Annotated in this window: 11 protein-coding genes; 7 read left to right on the top strand and 4 right to left on the bottom strand. The window is 62.8% G+C overall.

The features are described from left to right. The first annotated feature begins 864 nt into the window (after positions 1-864). The gene (locus tag ACXAF5_RS16120; protein WP_474947377.1) at positions 865-1860 is read left to right on the top strand and encodes a CehA/McbA family metallohydrolase; all 996 of its coding nucleotides are present in this window, start codon (positions 865-867) and stop codon (positions 1858-1860) included. A gap of 128 nt (positions 1861-1988) precedes the next feature. Here the strand turns inward: ACXAF5_RS16120 and cueR are convergent, their stop codons facing one another. Further along, entirely contained in the window at positions 1989-2390 is a 402-nt protein-coding gene (gene cueR / locus ACXAF5_RS16125) for a Cu(I)-responsive transcriptional regulator (RefSeq protein WP_239323184.1), read from the bottom strand. Between the two features lie 412 nt (positions 2391-2802). Between cueR and ACXAF5_RS16130 the strand changes: the two genes are divergently transcribed. Next, complete coding sequence (locus ACXAF5_RS16130) at positions 2803-3915, top strand: S-(hydroxymethyl)glutathione dehydrogenase/class III alcohol dehydrogenase (RefSeq protein ID WP_474947845.1); 1113 nt, start codon at positions 2803-2805, stop codon at positions 3913-3915. 263 nt (positions 3916-4178) lie between these two features. Further along, positions 4179-5504 carry an MFS transporter gene (locus ACXAF5_RS16135; protein WP_474947378.1) on the top strand — a complete coding sequence of 442 codons (1326 nt, stop codon included), beginning with the start codon at positions 4179-4181 and terminating at the stop codon, positions 5502-5504. A 54-nt stretch (positions 5505-5558) separates the two neighbouring features. On the opposite strand, the gene ACXAF5_RS16140 is transcribed toward ACXAF5_RS16135, so the two are convergent. From ACXAF5_RS16140 to ACXAF5_RS16150, 3 genes are read right to left on the bottom strand one after another with little or no spacing between them, the layout of a single operon-like run. Then, on the bottom strand, positions 5559-7079 hold the full coding sequence (locus tag ACXAF5_RS16140) for a SpoVR family protein (RefSeq protein WP_474947379.1): 1521 nt from the start codon (positions 7077-7079) through the stop codon (positions 5559-5561). 5 nt (positions 7080-7084) lie between these two features. After that, on the bottom strand, positions 7085-8401 hold the full coding sequence (locus ACXAF5_RS16145; RefSeq protein WP_239366838.1) for a YeaH/YhbH family protein: 1317 nt from the start codon (positions 8399-8401) through the stop codon (positions 7085-7087). Between the two features lie 18 nt (positions 8402-8419). After that, positions 8420-10354 carry a PrkA family serine protein kinase gene (locus ACXAF5_RS16150; protein ID WP_239323188.1) on the bottom strand — a complete coding sequence of 645 codons (1935 nt, stop codon included), beginning with the start codon at positions 10352-10354 and terminating at the stop codon, positions 8420-8422. A gap of 722 nt (positions 10355-11076) precedes the next feature. On the opposite strand from ACXAF5_RS16150, the gene ACXAF5_RS16155 reads away from it, so the two are divergent. From ACXAF5_RS16155 to ACXAF5_RS16170, 4 genes are all read left to right on the top strand, one after another. Next, entirely contained in the window at positions 11077-13635 is a 2559-nt protein-coding gene (locus tag ACXAF5_RS16155) for an Ig-like domain-containing protein (RefSeq protein ID WP_474947380.1), read from the top strand. 106 nt (positions 13636-13741) lie between these two features. Beyond that, complete coding sequence (locus tag ACXAF5_RS16160; protein WP_239323190.1) at positions 13742-15037, top strand: TolC family protein; 1296 nt, start codon at positions 13742-13744, stop codon at positions 15035-15037. Then, positions 15034-17553: a type I secretion system permease/ATPase gene (locus tag ACXAF5_RS16165; RefSeq protein WP_474947381.1), complete on the top strand. Its 2520-nt coding sequence runs from the start codon at positions 15034-15036 to the stop codon at positions 17551-17553. Before ACXAF5_RS16160 ends, ACXAF5_RS16165 begins: the two co-directional genes overlap by 4 nt. Next, a complete protein-coding gene (locus tag ACXAF5_RS16170; RefSeq protein ID WP_239323192.1) occupies positions 17550-18722 on the top strand; it encodes an HlyD family type I secretion periplasmic adaptor subunit in 1173 nt (390 codons plus the stop codon). Before ACXAF5_RS16165 ends, ACXAF5_RS16170 begins: the two co-directional genes overlap by 4 nt. Positions 18723-18823 lie beyond the last annotated feature (101 nt).

Consider the following 18823-nt stretch of genomic DNA (forward strand, 5'->3'; position numbering starts at 1 on the left):
TTTAACAACCCTAGATTGTTTATTGAAATTTCCAACCCGCAACCTAAAGGAATGCTGCATCGCAAAAGGCGTTGATGTATATGATTTTTCATATTTATTGAATGTTCGTTTGGTTTTTTGAATCCCGAATTGAGCGAGGCTCCGGACAGACGCCTTCGGCCCCTTACCTTCTCCTCCGTGAGCGTTGTCGCCAGCCCGCCCCCCATCAAACCCGCGGGTTTGATGGCACCCTTTGGCCTCCATCCGGAAAATTTTCGCGTATTATTAACGGTCGATCACGGCAGATACCCGGACATCTCCGGGTCTACAGGCGCCAGTGTTGCTTTACCCCACGCTTGTGCGGGGGCCGCGGCGGGAACTGTGGTTCTCCAAATCATTCAGACACCCCACGTCTGCCAGCAGACCTAGGCCACCTCTGCCAGCAGACCTAGAAATGAGCCCCGAAAGCACGCACACCCCAGTCAGTCACTTGCACCTGAGGTTTGGAATGCGTATGGCAGCGCCCGCGCGATGTGGCCCCGCCGGTCTCCTCCATTCCCGATGCGGGTGCCGCTTCCCAACGGTGCCGTGGCACCGCGCGCTTTGCCCTCTCGCAAGCCGAGCTTGCGGGACGGGGCGCATCTGTACCGGCCTGCCGGTGCATCGCAGAGTGCGTCGGCACGCTGCGGGACTGGTCGGGCGTGGCTCCTCCCGCCTCCCCCCTCTTTCATCAGTCATGCGCCCCGGGCACGCGCTCCGGGCGCACGCCACCCACCCTCGGATCAGACACCGCACAAGCCGCTACCATGTCATGAATACGTCATGCACCTGTTGCAGTCCCCCGTTAGAGGGGCGGAATTGACGATCAGACCAAATGAGAGCCGCATGCAACTGCCCCCCTTCGACACGCCCGGCCGCTTCTTCCGCGGCAATCTGCACACGCATTCTGACATGACCGATGGCGCCTTGCCGCCAGAAGAGGTCTGCAGAAGGTACAAGGCGGAAGGCTATGATTTCATCGCGCTCACCGATCACTTCGTGGGACGCTGGAACTACCCGATTACCGACACGACACCCTATCGGGACGAAAATTTCACCACGCTCCTGGGGGCTGAATTGCACTCGGGCGCACAGGAAAACGGCGCGCTGTGGCACCTCTTGGCGGTCGGGCTCCCGGCCGATTTCGAACCGTCGCATTCCCCGGATTTCCAACCGGTCCCGGGCCAGGAAACCGGACCGGAGATCGCCGAGCGCGCCCGCAAGGCAGGTGCATTTGTCGCCCTCGCCCACCCGCAATGGTCGGGGCTGACGATGGCGGATGCCCGTAGCATCACCGCAGCCCATGCGGTGGAGATCTACAACCACGAGTCGCACAGCTTTGCAGACCGGGGCACCGGCATGCCGACGCTGGATCTGCTGTTGTCCGAAGGGCGCAGATTGACCCTGATCGCGACGGATGACGCCCATTTCAAGGTGCCGGATGCCTTTGGCGGCTGGGTCATGGTAAAGGCCCGCGAAAACACGCCCGAGGCGCTCCTGGACGCCCTGAAGGCGGGGTTGTTCTACTCCTCGCAGGGGCCGGAGATCCACGGCATCTGGTATGAGGACGGCCGCGTCCGCGTCAAATGCTCTGCGGCCACCACGGTTATCGTGCAAGCGCCTGGCAATGCATCAACCATGGTCACCGGTAGCAGCCTGACAGAGGCCACCATTGCGCTTGGCCAATTGGCCCAGAGCCCGTGGTTGCGGGTGACGGTCATTGACCGCGCCGGCAAACGCGCCTGGTCGAACCCGTTCTGGCTGGCAGACCTCGCGGATCAGGCGGACCTTGCGGATCAGGCACAGGCCCCCGATCCGGACGCGCCCGCGCCGCGCCCATAGGGCGCGGCGCCCGGCCCAACGGGAGGGCGGTGCATCTCAGATGCACCCCCGACGGGCGGGAGCTCCCCCGTCGCCACCACACACTGCCATCAACCGGCCGGCTGCCTCCGCAAGAGGAAACGCAGCATTCAGCCCGTGTCCTCGCAATCGCCAGACAGGTCTTTCAGGATCGGACAATCCGGGCGATTGTCACCGGCACAACAGGTGATCAACTCTCGCAAGGTCTCGCGCATGGCCTCAAGGTCGGCGATCTTTGCCTCGATCTTGGTCAAATGCGCCTGGGCCAATTGCTTTACGTCCGCGCTGGCGCGCGTTTCATCCTCGTAAAGCCCAAGCAGGACCCGGCAATCCTCGATGGAGAACCCCAGCGCCCGTGCCCGGCCAAGAAACGCCAGCTTGTGCAGGTGGCGCTCCTCAAAGCAGCGATAGCCATTGGCGCTGCGGTTGGGACGTATCAGACCGATGTCCTCATAGTAGCGGATCGTCTTGGCCGGCAATCCCGACCTGGCCGCCACATCACCGATATTCATCTGTCTTCGCCTCCCAAACGCTTGCCCCACGCCCGGCTTTCATCCGCCGCGCGCCTGTCTGCCAAGATGGACGCGACCGCCGGTAATCTCAAGCCACTCCACGGAAACTTGAGCGCAATGGCGGGGCATGACGCAGGGAATGACGCTTCTGTCGGTTTTAAGCACCACCCGCCCCGCCTGCGCCCGCTATAGATCATCCTGACGATGCACGAGCGCCCCGGCTTTCGACAGTTGCGCACGCCCCGTGGCGTGATGTAGCTGTTAAGAAATCCGCACAGTGCCCGACAGCCCCGTGGAACACGGTCGCCCCGGCGACCAAACCGGCCGGATCTGCGCGTGCAGGCTTGCTCCAGGGGCAGGCAGCGCACGCGCGTAACGGCCTGAAAAGTCTGAGAAGAAGGACAAAGCGATGATCAAGACCCGCGCCGCAGTGGCTCTCGAAGCAGGCAAGCCGCTGGAAATCATGGAAGTGAACCTCGAAGGCCCCAAGGCGGGCGAGGTTCTGGTAGAGATCAAGGCCACCGGCCTGTGCCACACCGACGAATTCACCCGCTCCGGCGATGACCCCGAAGGCATCTTCCCGGCGATCCTCGGCCATGAGGGCGCCGGTGTGGTGATCGAGGTGGGCGAAGGCGTCAAAAGCCTGAAGCCCGGCGATCACGTGATCCCGCTCTATACGCCAGAGTGCCGCGAGTGTGATTACTGCCTCAACCCCAAGACCAACCTGTGTCAGGCGATCCGCTCCACGCAGGGCCAGGGGCTTCTGCCCGATGGTACCACCCGCTTCTCGCTCGAGGACGGCACCCCGATCCACCACTACATGGGCTGCTCCACCTTCGCCAACCACACCGTTGTGCCGGAGATCGCGCTGGCCAAGATCCGCAATGACGCGCCCTTCGACAAGGTCTGCTACATCGGCTGCGGCGTGACCACCGGCATCGGTGCGGTCATCAACACCGCCAAGGTCGAAATCGGCTCTACCGCGATCGTCTTTGGCCTCGGCGGCATCGGCCTCAATGTGATCCAGGGCCTGCGTCTGGCCGGTGCGGATCAGATCGTCGGCGTCGACCTCAACCCCGGCAAGGTCGCAATGGCCGAGAAATTCGGCATGACCGATTTTGTGAACCCCTCCGAGGTGAGCGGCGATCTGGTGGCGCATCTGGTTGAACTCACCGGCGGCGGTGCCGATTACACCTTTGATGCCACCGGCAATGTCAGCGTGATGCGCACCGCGCTGGAAGCCGCGCACAAGGGCTGGGGCGAAAGCATCATCATCGGTGTTGCCCCTGCGGGTGCCGAGATCTCCACCCGTCCGTTCCAGCTGGTCACCGGCCGGTCCTGGCGTGGCACCGCCTTTGGTGGCGCCTCCGGCCGTACCGATGTACCGAAAATCGTCGATTGGTACATGGACGGCAAGATCGAGATCGATCCGATGATCACGCACAAGCTGACCCTCGATCAGATCAACGAAGGGTTCGAGCTGATGCATGAGGGCAAGTCGATCCGGGCCGTCGTGGAGTTCTGATCCACGCGCAGGCGCGACGCCGCCTGCCCCTGCAAGGGCCCACCAATAGCGCGGACCGCTCGCCGGTCCGCGTTTCCAAGCCGCAGACCTGCGCCATCAGCGCCTGCCTGCACTTTATCCCGGCCTGCCTGCGCGTCATAGCGGATGGCGCTCCAGCGTTTCTCTCGGGTTAACTGCTTTTTTGATCTTCCGGCTCACTTGCGGCGCTCTTCCCCGTGATGCAGGCTGCATCTGCCCCGCCCGAGGGGGCACCAGGATTTCACATGTTGCACCTGTTCCACAACCGGACCTATCGGCACCTCTTTGCAGCGCAGGTGATTGCGCTTTTGGGGACTGGGCTGGCCACGGTGGCGCTTGGCCTGGCCGCCTATGACATTGCCGGTGACCGCGCCGGCAGCGTTCTGGGGACGGCGCTTGCCATCAAGATGATCAGCTATGTGACCCTTGCCCCGATCGCCGCGGCGCTGGCCGACCGCGTTCCGCGGCGGATGTGGTTGGTCATGCTCGACCTGATCCGGGCCGCCGTGGTGCTCGGGCTGCCTTTTGTCAGTTCGGTCTGGCAGATCTATGGGCTGGTCTTTCTGTTGCAGGCCGCCTCTGCAGGGTTCACGCCGGCCTTTCAGGCCACAATCCCGGACATCCTGCCGGATGAAGAGGATTACACCCGCGCCCTGTCCCTGTCGCGCCTTGCCTACGACCTGGAGTCCCTGGCCTCGCCTGCCCTTGCGGCGCTGTTGCTGACGGTTGTCAGCGCCCCGTCCCTGTTCTTCGGCACCGCATTGGGCTTTGCCCTTTCCGCATTGCTGGTGATCTCGGTGCGCTTGCCCGCAGCAAGACCACAACCGCCGCGCGGGTTCTATGACCGCACCACGCGGGGCCTGCGGATCTATCTGCGCACCCCGCGTCTGCGTGGTTTGCTGGGATTGTCGCTGGCGGCTGCGGCGGTCTCCTCGATGGTGTTCGTGAACACGGTGGTGATGGTGCGCGGGTCACTCGGTCTTGGCGAGGGGGAGGTCGCGCTGGTGCTTGGCGCCTTCGGCGCCGGTTCGATGCTGACCGCCTTGTTCCTGCCGGCCCTCCTCGGTCAGCTGCAGGATCGCAAGGTGATGCAGAGCTTTGCGGCCCTGGGCTGCGCATCGCTCTGTGCAACCGCCGTCTGGTCTGTCGCCGGCCTGACGCTGAGCGGCCTGTTGCTCTGCTGGTTTCTGGCCGGCATTGGCTATTCCGGGACATTGACGCCGGCGGGGCGCCTGTTGCGCCGCTCTGCCCACCCGGAGGACCGGGCGGCCGTCTTTGCGGCTCAATTCACGCTCTCTCACGCGTGCTGGCTGTTGTGCTATCCGCTGGCCGGGCTGGGCATGACCTATTTCGGGCAGGAGATAATCCTGGTGGTCCTCGCCCTGATCGGCTGTTGCGGCCTTCTCGCAGGGAGCCGGGCCTGGCCGCTAGGCTCCGCCGCCGCCCTGCCCCACGCGCATCCGGATCTCCCCGACGACCACCCGCATCTGTTGGCGCATCCGTCGCGGCCGCACACCCATCCGGTCGTGATCGACGACCTCCACCCGCATTATCCGCCCCTCGTGCCCTGACCAAAGCCTTCCCGGGTACGACCGCAGCAACAAGAGCGCAACGCCGCAGCGGGATCAGGTCTGGCCATTTGCCTCGACGGCGGCGAGCTTGACATCATAGCCCCACAAGCGGCGCAGATGCCTGAGAACTTCGTCGCGATCCTCTTCGGCCAGATGCACATTGTCCCGCACCCGATGGGTGAGTTTCAGGGTCCGATCCCCCTTCAGATCCGCGTCCGTCACCTGAATGTCCGGCTCGATATAGGCCAGGTCGTATTGCCTGGCGAGGTCACGCCGGATCGCCCTGTAGCCAGCGCGATTGTGGATCTGGCTGATCACCAGCTGCGGATGCGTCTCATCGTCGGTCAGCGTGAACAGCTTGAACTTGCGGATAAGATGCGGCGACAGGAATTGCTGGATAAAGCTCTCGTCCCGGTAGTTGGCCCAGGCGTTGCGCAACACGCCGCGCCAGTCCGGATCGCCCGCGATATCCGGGAACCACTCGCGATCCTCGTCGGTGGGCGCCTCGCAGATCCGCCGGATGTCCTGCATCATCGCAAAGCCCAGCGCATAGGGGTTGATACCGGAATAGCGGGGATCATCATACTCGGGCTGCATCACCACATTGGTGTGGCTGTGCATGATCTCCATCAACGCGCCTTGGGTGATCAGCCCCTGATCGTAGAGCTTGTTGACGATGTAGTAATGCACAAAGGTGGCGCAGCCCTCGTTCATCACCTTGGTCTGTTTCTGCGGGTAGAAATACTGCGCCAGCATCCGCACGATGCGCAGGATTTCACATTGCCAGGGGGCCAGCACCGGGCTGTGCTTCTCCAGGAAATAGAGAATGTTCTCCTGCGGCATGTTCATCTGCTTGCGCCGGTCGGCATGGCCGCTGTCTTCACCGTCCACCTCGGGGTCGCGCTTCAGGCCAAGCGTCGCGTCGGTCCAGATATCGAGCGCGCTTTGGCCTTTTTCATAAGCCTCCCGCATCTGCTGCATGGCCTTGCGCTCTTCGGCGGTGGGCTTGGGCGGGCGACCGTAGCGGAACACGCCCTGCGATTGCAGCGCATGGGCAGCGTCCAGTATTTCCTCCACCGCATCATAGCCGTAGCGTTCCTCGCAGGCGGCGATGTAGTTCTTGGCGAAGGCCAGATAGTCGTGGATGCCATCGGCATCGGTCCATTGCTGGAACAGATAGTTGTTCTTGAAAAAGTGGTTATGCCCAAAGGCCGCATGCGCCATCACCAGCGTCTGCATCGCCATGGTGTTTTCTTCCATGTTGTAGCTGATGCAGGGATTGGAGTTGATGACGATCTCATAGGCCAGCCCCTGACGCCCGGTGCGATAGAGCGCCTCGTCGCGGGCGAAATGCTTGCCAAAGGACCAGTGGTGATACATCAGCGGCAGGCCGACGCAGGAATAGGCATCCAGCATCTGCTCGGCCGAAATGATCTCGATCTGGTTCGGGTAAACATCCAACCCCAGATCCTCAAGCGCGATCTTTTCAATGGCGTCGCGGGCCTTTTCCAACAGCTCGAATGTCCACTCCGGCCCGGTAAACAGCGGTGTGGCGGTGGATTGTGCAGTCTGCATGGGGGTCAGCCTTTCACCTTGGGCAGGAAGAACTCCCGGAAGATCGGATAGATGTGACCGGGCTCGGAGACGCGCTGCATTTCGAAATGCGCGACCTTGTCCTTGACCTGCCGGTAATTCTGCCAGAGATCCTCGCCCGCCTCGGTGTTGTCGAGCAACATCTGGGCGCTCTCCTCGACGATCTCCACATAGGCGTAGAACTGGCAGACCGGCAGCAACTGCTCGGTCAGGATCTTGCGGCAGCGCACCGAGTCATTGCCGAAATTCTCCCCGTCCGAGGCCTGCGCTCCATAGATGTTCCACTCGTCCGGCGGATAGCGTTCGTCGATGATTTCCTTCATCTTTTCCAGCGCGGTGGAGACGATGGTGCCGCCGGTTTCGCGGGCGTAGAAAAACGTCTCCTCATCGACCTCCTGCGCGTAATGGGTATGGCGCACAAACACGATCTCGGTGTGCTCATAGCCGCGCGTCAGGAACAGATGCAGCAACAGGAAGAACCGTTTGGCCAGGTCCTTCTCGCGCTCCTGCATGGAGCCGGAGACATCCATCAGGCAGAAGACCACGGCGCGGGAGTTGCGGATCTTTTCCGGTACAAAGGTGTCAAACCGCAGATCCAGCGGGTCGATATAACCGACCACGCGGCGCTTGCGCTTGATGCCGTCGAGTTTGACCTTCAACTCCTCCAGCAGAGACTCCTGGCTGGGCGAGCGCGCCTCGACCGCTTCCAGATCGGCAATTTGCGCTTCCAGGTCGCGTTGGCTCTTGGTGGTAGGGCGCTGCAAGGCGATGCGGCGGCCCAGCGAATTGCGCATGGTGCGCACAAGGTTCAGGTTGTTGGGGGTGCCGGCCGTGGTGAGGCCAGCGCGGCGGGTGCCGATGGTTTCGGTCTCGACGGTGGCCTTTTCCACCAGATCCGGCAGCTCCAGCCCGTCAAACAGGATTTCAAGGTATTCATCCCGCGTCAGGGTGAAGGAAAACTCGTCATCCCCCTCCCCGTCTTCGGAGGCCTTGCGCCCGCCTTCGCCGGCACCGCCCTGCGGCCGGTCGATGGTGTCGCCCACAACAAACTCCTTGTTGCCGGGCAGCACATGGCGGCGATTGCCGCCGGGGCCGTGATACAGGCGCGGTTCCTTCAGCCCCTTGGCGGGAATGGTGATTTTTTCGCCATTTTCCGGAACACTCTCGCCCTTGCCGATGGATTTTTCCCGGACTGAACGGTCAACGCGTTCCTTGATGTTTTCGCGCGCGCGTCTGAGGAACCGTTGCCGGTTCCCCAAGCTTTTGCCCTTTGGATTTGCGCGCCTGTCGATGAAGTGGTGCATATAGACACCTCCCGCCTGTTAGCCCGCCTTGTTCACTCGCATGTACCATTCGACGAGGCGTCGGACCTGCCTGTCGGTGTAGCCATGCTCGCGCATGCGTTCGACGAATTCCTGGTGCTTGCTCTCGGTCTGGCTGTCCTTCTTGGACCCGAAGGAGATCACCGGCAGCAGTTCCTCGACCTGGCTGAACATATGCTTTTCGATCACATCGCGCAGTTTCTCGTAGGAGTTCCACGCCGGGTTCGAGCCGGTGTTAGCGCGGTGCCGCAGAGCAAATTTCACGACCTCGTTGCGGAAATCCTTGGGATTGGCGATGCCCACCGGTTTCTCGATTTTCGAGAGTTCCGCGTCCAGCACCTCACGGTCGTAGAGCTGGCCGGTATCGGGGTCCTTGTAGTCCTGCTCTTCGATCCAGGCGTCGGCATAAGAGATATAGCGGTCAAAAACGTTCTGACCGTATTCGGTATAGCTCTCCAGATAGGCCTTCTGGATCTCGTTGCCGATGAACTCCTCATAGCGCGGCGCAAGCTCGGTCTTGATGAACTCCAGGTATTTCTGTTCCGTCTCCTGCGGGAATTGTTCACGCTTGATCATCCCTTCCAGCACATACATCAGATGTACCGGATCGGCGGCGACCTCCTTGGTGTCGTGGTTGAAGACCGACGACAGCACCTTGAAGGCAAAGCGGGTGGAAACCCCGTTCATGCCCTCGTCGACACCGGCGCGGTCCTGATACTCCTGCACGGTCTTGGCCTTGGGGTCGGTGTCTTTCAGGCTCTCGCCATCATAGACCCGCATCTTGGAATAGAGATTTGAGTTCTCATGCGGCTTCAGACGTGTCAGCACCGAGAACCGGCTGAGGATCTTGAGGGTTTCCGGCGCGCAGGGTGCCTCGCGCAGCTCGGAGTTCTGGATCAGCTTTTCGTAGATCTTCGCCTCATCCGAGACCCGCAGGCAGTACGGCACCTTCACGATCGATACCCGGTCGATAAAGGCCTCATTGTTCTTGTTGTTCTTGAACTGCTGCCATTCGCTCTCGTTGGAATGCGCAAGGATCAGGCCGTTGAAGGGGATCGCGCCGAAACTCTCGGTCCCCATGTAGTTGCCTTCCTGCGTGGCGGTCAGCAGCGGGTGCAGCATCTTGATCGGCGCTTTGAACATCTCGACAAATTCGAGCACACCCTGGGTCGCCCGGTTCAGACCGCCGGAAAAGCTGTAGGCATCCGGGTTATCCTGACTGTAGTGTTCCAGCTGGCGAATATCGACCTTGCCGACCAGGGTGGAAATGTCCTGATTGTTCTCGTCCCCTGGCTCCACCTTGGCGACACAGATGCGACGCAGGCGCGAGGGATGCAGGCGCACGACGGTAAACTTGTTGATGTCGCCCTCGAACTCGTCCAGCCGCTGCACCGCCCAAGGCGACATCAGCCCCGGCAGGCGATGGGTCGCGATCCCGTATTCTTCTTCCAGGATCGGCCCCATCCGCACTGGGTCAAACAGGCCCAGCGGGCTCTCGAAGATCGGCGACAGGTCGTTGCCGGCTTTCAGCACGTAGATCGGCTGATCCTCGACGATCCGCTTCAGCCGTTCCGCCAGGGAGGACTTACCGCCCCCGACCGGCCCCAGCAGGTAGAGGATCTGCTTGCGCTCCTCGAGCCCCTGTGCGGCATGGCGGAAGTATCCCACGATCCGCTCGACCGTGTCCTCCATGCCGTAGAAATCCTTGAAGGCGGAATAGCGTTTGATCGTCCGGTTCTGGAAGATCGGCCCCAGTCGGGCGTCCTTTGATGTGTCAACCAGTTCCTCGTCGCCGATCGCCTTCAGCATGCGTTCCGCGACATTGGCGTACATGCTGGGATCATCGCGACAGGCCGTGAGATAGTCCTGCAAAGACATTTCCTGCTCGCGCGTCTGGCCATAGGCCTCTGCAAAAAGCTCTGCAACTTTATTCATCGGGGTCTCGCCTCCTGGTTAACGTCGTTACCCGTCCTCCTGGGTTCTGGGATTCCACGCGAACAGGGTAGCCTGACGAGGGCCGTTGAGGTGTCCGCGTTAAGTGTGGTCTTTGGGTTCTGCTCGGCGCTCGTGGCCGTCTCCCGACCCAGCACCCCTCTCTCCCTTAACGGTAGAGGGATTTTGACTGGCGCCAAGGGCCTCGGCGTCGGATATCTTTTACTGATAGCATACACTACATGTGCCACTCAGCATAACGAACTTTGGTATATTTTCTATTAATACCAGTAAACTTTTATGTTCCTCTGCTTCAAATGTGAGCGATCAGAGCGTCAGAAAGTGTGAATGCCTCGTTATTGACCCGCAGCCGCGACGCTCCGGACGGCCTGTGCAACACCGCTTCACAGCTGCTTTGCGATGCTGAACGGTGCCACACGACGGGCCGCGTCCGCCTTTTTGGCGCCGGTAACACTTCCTTAAGAACTGAGGCAAATTGGTCACTCCGCGCCGGAGAAGTCAAAAAAGTGAGGAGTTTGAGGCACGCCCCGGCCTCATTCATGGTCCCCCACGTAAATCTTGGACTGGACACATAATTAGAGATGAATGCATATTAACCTCAATAAAGCCGCAGAGACGGCACACGGCAGACACATATAGGCGAATGAAACCAGCGGCGCGTGCCTCGCATGAGGGCGTGTCCTGTATAAAGTGAGCAGTTTAGCATGAGCACCGTTGCATTTATTGCCCGCGATGCGTTGGGCACCAACCAGCATGGCACCTCGGCAGAAGGATCCCCTTCCATCATCCCGACAACCGGGGCCAAGGATATTTCCCTCAACCTCGATCCGACCGATGTCGAAAGCTACGCCCGCCGGGGGAGTGACCTGCACATCACCCTGGCAGACGGCACCGTGGTGGAGCTGGACGGGTTCTACGACACCGCCAGCACCGGTCCGAAAAACCTGTTCCTCAGCGACGAGGGCGATTTCATCGAGGTTGTCCTGGAGGACAAATCCGAAGGCATGCTGTTTGCCAGCTACGAGCCGCTGGACCTGTCGGGCAAGTGGAGCGCCTATGACGATATGGTCTTCCTCGATGTGGACCGCATCGAACCGGTGGTCGCACCCCTGGCCGCGCCCCTCCTCGGCGGGCTTGGCGGCGTAGGTGCCGCAGCGGCGGGTGCTGCGGTCATTGCCGGCGTCGGAGGCGGCGGCGGCGGTGGAGGCGGCGGCGATGGCGACGGAGGTGACGGCGGCACCGACACCATCGTGCCGACCGTCAATGATGCCGACGGCACCTATGATGTCCCCGAGGGCGACCCTGACGGCGTGACCATTTCCGGAACCGGCGAAGCGGGCTCCGATGTGGAGGTCACCATCGGCGATGTGGTGGTCACCACTACTGTCGAGGATGACGGCACCTGGTCGGTGAACGTTCCCACCGATGATCTGCCCGATGACGGGGTCTATGAAACCGTGGTTGACGTGGTCGCCCCCGATGGCACCACCTACGAGGACCTGGACGGCCCCACCATCGACATCGACTCCGAGCCGCCCACCGTCATCATCACCGAAGGCACACAGTCGGTCGGCGATATCGTCGACGGCGACGAGCAGGCCAGCGGCACCATCATCACCGGCACCGGCGAGGCGGGCGCGACGGTTTCCTTGGAAATCAACGGCGCCACTCAGACCACCACGGTCGCCGAAGACGGCACCTGGTCGGTGACCTTTACCTCTGATGAAATCGAAACCGGCGAATACGAAACCGGGATCACCATCACCACCACCGACCCGCATGGCAACAGCACCACCACGACGGATGTGCTGGAGGTGGATACCGAAACCGCCGTCACCATCGACAGCGGCCTGTCGGGCGGGGATGACATCGTCACCGCGGCAGAAGCGGCGGCGGGTGTGGCGATTACCGGCACAGCCGAGGCCGGGGCCACCGTCGAAGTCACCATCGAAGGGGTCACCCGCACAACCACCGCAGCCAGCGATGGCACCTGGACCGTCACCTACCCCTCGGGCACCGTGTTTGACACCGAGGGCGAATATGATCGCGAGATCACGGTCACATCGACCGATACGGCGGGCAATACCGCGACGGCGACATCGACCATCGCGGTCGATACCGATGCCGGTTTTGTCCAGCTTGACGATGACCCGATCGAAACCGACGACATTATCAACGCCGCGGAGCGCGCGGACGGTGTGACCATCACCGGCACCGCAACCGCGGGCGAGACCGTCACCGTGACGCTCGGCGATGCCAGTGGCACCACCGTCGCCGACGCCGACGGCAACTGGTCCTATGATTTCGACGCCAGCGAGATTGATGAAGGCACAGACACGCTCGATGTTACCGCCTCGATCAGCGATGACCTCGGCAACACCGAGACCGACAGCGACACGGTGGCGCTCGACACCGAGGTGGTGAACTATGGGTCCGAGACGCTTCAGACCTCGGACGATGTGGTCAACACGTCCGAGTTGAACTCCGGCTTCACCCTGGCTGGCACAGTCGAGGAAGGCTCCACTGTTTCTGTGGAAATCGATGGCACCACCTACCCGGCCAGCGTCGACGACGATGGCAACTGGAGCCTGACGCTCGACGGGGATGACCTGGGCACGGACTCCCGTGATGTGACCGCCACCATTTCCGCCACCGACGAGGCCGGGAATGTGGAGACCATCACCCAGGACTTCAGCATTGATACAGATATCAGCACCGCGGTGATTACCGGAACCGGCACTGATGGGGACGACAACCTCACCAATATCAACGTGGAAGACACCGCCGACAGCCTCTCCGTCAGCACCCTGGAGGCCAATGGCACCTCCGAGGTTCAGGAGACCACCTCTTTTGACGTGGGCAGCAGCACCATGTTGATGTTCGACGACGTCGTGGCCGATGGCACCAACCTGGTGGTCAGCACCGAGGATGCGGCGGGCAACAGCTCCTCCACGATGGTGTTCTTTGAAGACAACGCGACCGAAAGCGGAACCATCGACCACGCTGGCGTTTCGGCATTCAACATCGACCAGCTGAATTTGGAGTTCGCCGATCAGGTCTCTCTGGAACTTACAGAGGCCGACATCAATGCCCTTTCGGGGAACTCCGACTCGGTCACGATCTTGGGCGGATCGGATGACACCGTGACGCTGATTGGTGCCACGCTTCAAGGTACTGACGAGAGTGGTGATTTTAATGTCTACACCATCGGCGACGGTGACACCACGCTCCTGGTCGAAGACGACGTGAATGTCATCATCTAAAAACGCCCGGCGCGCGCGCCGCCTGCCCTCCGCGTGGGGGCGGTCGGGGCGCGCCGAGGCGATAACCCGTGGATCAACCACGGGATCTGAGGCACGAGGGACAGCTATGGCTCTGGCACGACGCATTTCTGCCGTTGCACTGATGTGCAGCCTGACGGCCTGTGATCTGCCCGCCCCCGGAACCGCGGCGGGAGATCCGGCAACCGGCGCTGCGCGCAGCAATTTCGCCCAGGCGGAAGATGCCCCGCAATCCGAAGTCATCTCGGCGCTGATGCAGCGCCGCTCGCTGCTGGAACCGGGCAGTATTTACGATACCGTCGCGGATGCGGCGCTGTCGGCCTCTGCCCGTGCCTCCGAATCCGACCTCATCAGTGCCAAGCTGCGCGCCGAGGCAAAGTCAAAGAACTGGCTGCCCTCTCTGCGTCCCAGCGTGAGCCTCAACGATCTCGGTGAAATGGTCGCAAGCCTGCTTCTGGAGCAGGTGCTGTTCGACAATGGCCGCCGCAAGGCCGAACGCGCCTTTGCCGCCGCCGACGTGGAGGTGGCCGCCGTCACCCTGTCCGAAGACATGAACGACCGGGTCGAAACCGCGCTCTCGCTTTATGTGGCAGGGCTGCGCGGGGACGAGAAAGCCGCCTATGCCCATCGCGCCATCCGCACCATGCGCGATTTCGAGCGCGTGGTGGTGGGCCGCGTCAACGGGGGCGTGTCGGACCGCTCCGACCTCAATGTGGTGCAGTCCAAGATCAGCGGCGTGCAATCCAGCATGGCCACGGCCAATGATGCCGCCCGCACCGCCCGCGCCGAGCTGGAAGCGATGACAGGCCAGCAGTTCCCGGCCTCGCCGCAGCGGCTGGACCTGAGCCTGCCGCCGGACGGCAGCGCCTACCTGAGCGTCCTGAAGGCCCAATCCGAGGCCACCCGCACCATCGAACAGGCCAAGATGGAGCGCGCCGGCCTTTTGCCGCAGGTCTCTGCGACCGGACAGGTCGGCAGCGAGGGTGAGGGCGCCGGCGTGCTGTTGAACCTGGCCGAGCCGCTTGGCCTTGGCACGCCCGCCGCCTTGCAGGCCGTCGAAGCCTCCAAAGAAGCCGCCCGCCGTCGCATCGGCGAGGTGGAGGAAGAGGCACGGCGCGAGTACAGCCGCGAGATCCAGCGCCTGGCCTCCTATCGCCGCCAGGAACGCGAGGCCCTGTCGCTGTCACGCGCCAGCCGCGAAACCTACAACCTGTTCAAGGCCCAGTTCGAGGCCGGTCAGCGCCCGGTCATGGACGTGATCCCGATCTACGAGGAACTGGTAAAGCGGGAACAGGCCTATATCGACGCAAAATATGAAGTTGTGCTGATCCAGCTGGCGCTTGCGGCCTCGCTGGGTCTGTTGGCGGATGGGGACAAGATTTGACGGATCACGACAATCAGACTCCGCCCGCAACGGCGCCCAAACCAGCCAAGCGCGGCTTGAAGCTCTCCTCCGTGACCGGCGGGCGTGCTCTCAAGGGGCGCGCCTCCGGTCCCGCTGGCAAAGGGGGCAAGGCTCCGGTCAAGATTTCCATGGTGGCCCCCTCGCCTGCCGAAACCTCAGCCCAGGACGGCCCGCGCCCCGAGGCAGAGATGCGCGAACGCGCCCCGCAGGCGTCGATGACACCCAGCCTTCCCCCAGCCCCCACGGACGACAGTGCAGCGCGCGAAAGCGATGCCGCCGCGCCCCCGGAACCGGGTCGCGAGGAGGAGACCATCGCGACGATCTCTCCCACGGCGATCACTGCTCCATCCGCGCAGGACACGGACCCCGCCCCCGAGGACGCTGTCCCGTATCACGACCGGATCAAGGCGCGGGCTCAGCTCATGTGCCGCCTGGCCTCGCTGCGCGGGGTGACGCTGGCACCGCAGGATCTGGTCGAACAGCTCCAGGCCAGCGGCGCGGCCTCCCTGCGCCCCGAAGCGATGATGAGCGCACTGATCTCCTCCGGGCTGAAGGCCCGGGTGCAGCAGGTCAAACGCCCCACCGCACGCACCTGGCCCGCGATCGCGATCATGCAGGGTGGCCAGCCGGTGCTGGTGCTGAGCCAGGGCAACGCCGGTGTGACCATCTACGATACGTCCTGTCCTGACAATCGGGCCGAAGTGCCGATGCAGGATTTCATGCCCTTCTTTACCGGGCAGGTTCTGACCGCGCGCGCGACGCTCGCACAGCTGACCCAGCGCCATACGCCCCAACTCGACACATCGCATTGGTTCTGGGGGGAATTTCCCAAGTACCGCCGCCAGATGAGTGAGATCATGCTCGGCTCGCTGGTGGCCAATGTGCTGGCCGTCGCGGTGGCACTGTTCTCACTGCAGGTCTATGACCGGGTGGTGCCGCATCAGTCACAGGCGACCCTCTGGGTGCTGGCGATCGGGGCGCTGATGGCGATCGGGATGGAAGGGCTGCTGAAGCTCGCCCGGGCCCGCATCACCGACGCCGCCGGACGCCAGATCGACATGGCCGTGCAGCACAAGCTGATGCGCCGGGTCATCGGCCTGCGCATGGATCAGAGCCCGCTGCCGCCCTCCGGCCTGTTCGCCGCGATGCGCGATTTTTCCTCGGTGCGGGAGTTCTTTACCTCCTCCACCCTGTCGACGCTGGCGGATGTGCCCTTTATCGCCGTGTTCCTGCTGCTGGTGGCCTCGATCGGCGGCCCGGTGGTCTATGTGATCATGATCGGCGGCGTGCTGATGCTGCTGCCCGGCTACTTCATCCAGAAAAAGATGCTGGCGATGACCCGCCAGGCGCAGGGCGCCTCGGCCAAGAGCGGCCGGCTGCTGCAAGAGGTTGTCAGCGAGATGGAGACCATCAAGACCCAGCGCGGCGAGGAACGCATCCTGCGGCTCTGGGACGAGCTGAACCTGTTGTCCTCGCAGGCCTCCAACGGGCAGCGCAAAATGGCGAGCGCCCTGACCTACTGGAGCCAGGGCGTACAGCAGGCCACCTATATCTGCGCCGTGATCCTGGGCACCTACATGGTCTTTGCCGGCGAATTCACCGTCGGCACCATCATCGCCACCGGCATCCTGACCAGCCGCACGCTGGCGCCGCTGACGCAATTCGCCGGCACGCTGGCGCGTTGGAGCAATGTGCGTGCGGCGCTGGATGCACTGGACGTCATCGCCACCGCCCCGCAAGAACGCGAGAAAGGTCGCGCCTATCTGCGCCGCGAGACCATCGAAGGCCGCTTTGAGCTGCGCGAGGTGGTGTTCCGCTACGACCCCGAAGGCGCGCCAACCGTGGATGTGCCCGCCGTGGCCATCACCCCCGGCCAGCGCGTCGCGGTCCTTGGTGTGAACGGTTCGGGCAAATCGACCCTGCTGAAGCTGCTCTCAGGCCTCTACGCCCCCGAACGTGGCCGCGTGATGATCGACGGCACCGACATGAGCCAGATCGAGCCGCGCGACCTGCGCCGTCACATCGGCTATCTCGGCCAGGAGGTGAAGCTCTTTGCCGGCACGCTGCGCGACAACCTGAACCTCTCTTATCTGACCCATGACGACGAACAGCTGATGACGGCGCTGGAATTTGCCGGCCTCGCCCCGTTTGTGCGCAGCCACCCGCGCGGCCTGGACTTGCAGATCGGTGACGGCGGCGCGGGCCTGTCGATCGGCCAGCGTCAGGCCGTGGGTTGGGCCCGGCTGCACCTGCAGAACCCCTCAGTCGTGTTGCTGGACGAACCCACTGCGGCCCTGGACCAGACCCTGGAGCGTACCCTCGTCAGCCGGTTGGATGACTGGCTCGGCGACCGCACGGCCATCATTGCAACCCACCGCATGCCGATCCTGTCTCTGACCAATCGCACCCTGATCCTGCAAGCCGGACGTATGGTCGTCGACGGCCCTCGCGACGAGGTTCTGGCGCATCTGAACGGAGGGGGCAAAGCCTCATGAGCATTGCAGCCGATATGGACATTCTCGAAGGCACCCACGGCGCCAGCCGCATGATCAAGCTGGTGGCGCTGGTGCTGGTGCTGTTCCTGACCTGGGCCGGCTTTGCCTCGGTCGATGAAATCGTGCGCGCCGATGGCCAGGTGGTGTCCTCGTCCCGCTCGCAGATCGTGCAGAACCTCGAAGGCGGCATCCTGGCCGAGCTGCACGTGCGCCAAGGCGATACGGTGCAGGCCGGACAGGTTCTGGCCAAGCTCCAGGACACCAAGTTCCGCGCCGCGTCCGACGACCTGCAAGACCAGATCGACGCGCTTGAGATCAAGCAATACCGGCTGGAAGCCGAGATCGAGGGCGCCTATGAGTTCACGGTGCCCGGGGCGCTGGCAAGCCGTTCGCCTTCCATCCTCGCGTCGGAGCGGGCGCTGCTCAAGGCCCGTCAGAGCGATTTCGACAGCCGCCGCAACAGCGCCGAGGACATCCTGCGCCAGTTGAAGAACGAATTGTCGAACCTGCGCTCCCTGCACGAGCAAAAGATCGTGGCGTTGCTGGAGGTGAACGAAGCCAAGAAGAAGGTCAGCGACGCACAGGCAAAGTTCGACGAGATCGGCACCCAGTCGGAACTGGAACTGGCCGAGGAGTACTCTGACACCCTGCGCGAACTGACCTCGCTGCGGCAGGAACAGCGGCTCGCCCGCGATCAGCTGGAGCGCACCGTGATTACCTCGCCGATGGCCGGCATCGTCAACAGTCTCGCGGTCACCACGATCGGTGGCGTGATCCGGCCCGGTGACGAGATCCTCGAGATCATCCCGCTGGGCGAAGAGCTGTTTGTCGAGGCGCGGGTGAAGCCCGAGGATATCGCCAACGTGCAGCGCGGTCAGGATGTGACCATCAAGCTCACCGCCTATGATTACACCATCTACGGCTCGCTCCGGGGCAAAGTGGACATCGTCTCTGCCGATACCTTCGAGGATGAGCGCGATCCGGACGCGCCGCCCTACTACCGGGTAACGGTGCGGGTCGATCGCTCCAGCCTCACCGCGCGCCAGCAGCAGATCGAGATCCGCCCCGGCATGCGCGCCACCGCGGAACTTCAGACCGGCTCCAAGACCATTCTGAGCTACCTGCTGAAACCGCTCTACAAATCCCGCGAAGCCTTCCGCGAACCCTAGGACCGGCTCCGACCGGGAGCGCGACACGGGTGCAGAACAGCAAGAAACCGGCCCTGCCAGCCAGGGTCCGGATCACCGCTGACACATCCAGCGGGCCGTCA

This window comes from Epibacterium sp. ABV4_022 (genome assembly GCF_056159345.1).